General features: G+C 72.2%; 1 protein-coding gene. It reads right to left on the reverse strand.

Annotated elements, in window-relative coordinates:
* Positions 1 to 27: 27 nt before the first annotated feature.
* The coding region (locus ACZ5CR_RS46885; protein WP_468870171.1) for a cation:proton antiporter domain-containing protein at positions 28 to 1,094 on the reverse strand (1,067 nt) is incomplete at its 5' end.

The following is a 1,094-nucleotide window of genomic DNA, read 5'->3' on the forward strand; positions in this document are numbered from 1 at the left end:
GGAAGGCCGGCAGCTTGCGCCCTCCGGTCATTCGGCGGCCTCCGGCTGTGCGAGACGTACCTCTTCGGTGTCGAGTCTTGCCTGCACGAGCAGCAGTACGGTGTCGTCGATGCGGTGCGCGTCGCGCAGGCCGATGACCGCGGCGCGCTTACGGGACAGCAGGGCGAGGCGCAGCTCGACGTCCGGTTGGTGGCGACGCAGCAAAGACCCCGACCCGGGTTCCTCGGTGGCGTCGTGGGCCCGCAGGGTCCTCGCGTGCGTTTCGTACTCGGCCCGCAGTTGGTCGGCGACCTCCGTGTCGGTGCCGAGTGCGACGGCCACGTCGGGCAGGGCCGCGAGAGCAGCCTCGTTCGCCGTGCGCAGTGCCAGGTGGAGTTCCCGTTCGCCGTCCGTGTCGCGCGGCAGCCGGGCCCAGCGCGCCACGGCCGGCAGTACGAGGCCCTGGACCACCAGGGTGACGACCACGACGCCCGCCGTGACGAAGACGATCGTGTCGCGGTCGGGAAACCGGCCGCCCGCGTCGACCGTGTACGGCACGGAGAGCGCGAGGGCCAGGGACACCGCGCCCCGGAACCCGGCCAGCGCGCTGACCACGCGGGCGCGGTTGCTCATGCGTCGCGCGCGCTGCTGCGGGCGCCGGTCCAGGAGCCGGATCGTGTGCACCGCGACGGTGAGGAACGCGAAGCGGACGACGACCAGGCCCACGGACACCGCAACCACCATGACCAGCGCGTTCGTCAGGCCGGTGCCGGAAAGTCCGCGGACGGCCGCTTGCGCCTCCAGGCCGACCAGGACGAACAGGAAGCCGTTGAGGAGATACATCGCGAGCGACCAGAACGCCTCCGTCTGGCGGCGCGCGTCCGCCCGGCCCAGCGTCGGCCCGGCCTGGCTCATGATGAGCCCGCACACCACGACTGCGAGCACCCCCGAGGCCTCGACGAGTTCGGCCAGCAGGTACGCCGTGAACGGGATCAGGATGATCGTGAGGTTGCCCAGGAGCGAGTCGTCCAGGGCGCGGACGCGGCGGCGGGCCTGGACGCCGAGCCACGCGATCAACGCTCCGGCCGCGACCCCACCCCCATAGGAGAGCAGCA

Source organism: Streptomyces sp. NPDC031274, from assembly GCF_055570235.1.